Origin of the sequence: Peptoniphilus phoceensis (assembly GCF_001517665.2) — a bacterium.
Taxonomy (GTDB): Bacteria; Bacillota; Clostridia; order Tissierellales; family Peptoniphilaceae; genus Peptoniphilus_A; species Peptoniphilus_A timonensis.
In genome coordinates this window covers 1-1,106 of the sequence record NZ_LN999799.1, presented here as the reverse complement: position 1 = coordinate 1,106, position 1,106 = coordinate 1, and the positions used below count along the sequence as shown (strand labels likewise).

Annotated in this window: 1 protein-coding gene and 1 pseudogene; both read right to left on the bottom strand. The window is 27.0% G+C overall.

The window, feature by feature from the left end:
- A pseudogene (locus tag BN3657_RS00010) lies at window positions 1–905 on the bottom strand (stalk domain-containing protein); the annotation flags it as partial.
- On the bottom strand, window positions 892–1,106 hold a 215-nt coding region (locus BN3657_RS00005; RefSeq protein ID WP_062551278.1), incomplete at its 5' end, for a hypothetical protein. The pseudogene BN3657_RS00010 and the gene BN3657_RS00005, both read right to left, overlap by 14 nt.

Here is a 1,106-nt window from a genome sequence, read left to right as displayed (position 1 = left end):
TTTTCAAGTTCTTCTTTCGATTTTTTATTTGCTTCCTCGATTAACTTCTTTGCTTCTTCGATTTTCTTATCTAATTCTTCTTTTAGCTTTTTAATTTCTTCTTCAGAAGCTTTTTGTTTTTCTTCTAGCCTTTTAATTCTCTCCTCTAATTCTTTTTTCGTATTTTCAGAAGATTCTTTTAAGCTATCAATAGCCTTTTGAAGCTCTTCAATTTTCTTAAAGCATTCTGACTTAGAATTTTCTATTTCTTTCTTCTTAGACTCGAGGTCTTTTATCTTAGTGTCTTTTTCATCAAGAGCTTTTTCTAAGTCCTTAATTTTATTGTCTTTATCCTCAATTTCTTTATTTTTCTTTGCAAGTTCTCCTTCTAAAGACTCAAGTTTTTCTTGCATTTCTTTGATTTTATTTTCGTTTTTGTCGGTCTTTTCTTTTTCAGATTCTAACTCCCATTTTGTAGATGAATAATCTTCTTTTAGTTTTGCATTTTCATCTTGTAATCTTTTTAATTCATCTTTAAGCTGAGTAATTTCTGCTATTAGTTCATCATTTTTAGAATTTTTAAGTTCCTCAATTTCTTTATTCAATTGAGCAATCTTATTATCTTTATCTCTAATCTCTTCTTCTAGCTTAGACTTTTCTTGTTTTAGTTTTTCTCCATTATCTTTGCAAGATTCTAACTTTTCCTTTAATTCATCTATCTTTGATTGGTCTTCTTTTTTCTTATCATTTAAGTCTTTGATCTGATTTTCTAAATCACTAATTTTACTTATTGAACTTTCTATCACTTTTTTACTACCATCTGTATCATCAGCTTTAGCTAGTACATTAGTAGTTGAAGTTGATGTTAAAACTAATAAAAGAGCCATAAAAAAGGCTCTTAGTCTGTTCGTATTAAATTTCTTCATTATGAATGTTCTCCTTTTCTTTTAATTTTTCTTCTCTTTTTCTATCATTAATTTTCTCCATTAATTCTTCCAAACTAATATTGTTCCTCCTAAGAGTTACAATTATTTCTTCATTTTCAACTTGTATTTCTTCATCGCAGATTTCCTTGTATCTTGCATTTAAATCTTTCAATTTCTCTTCTATTTTTTTCTTTTTGTTTC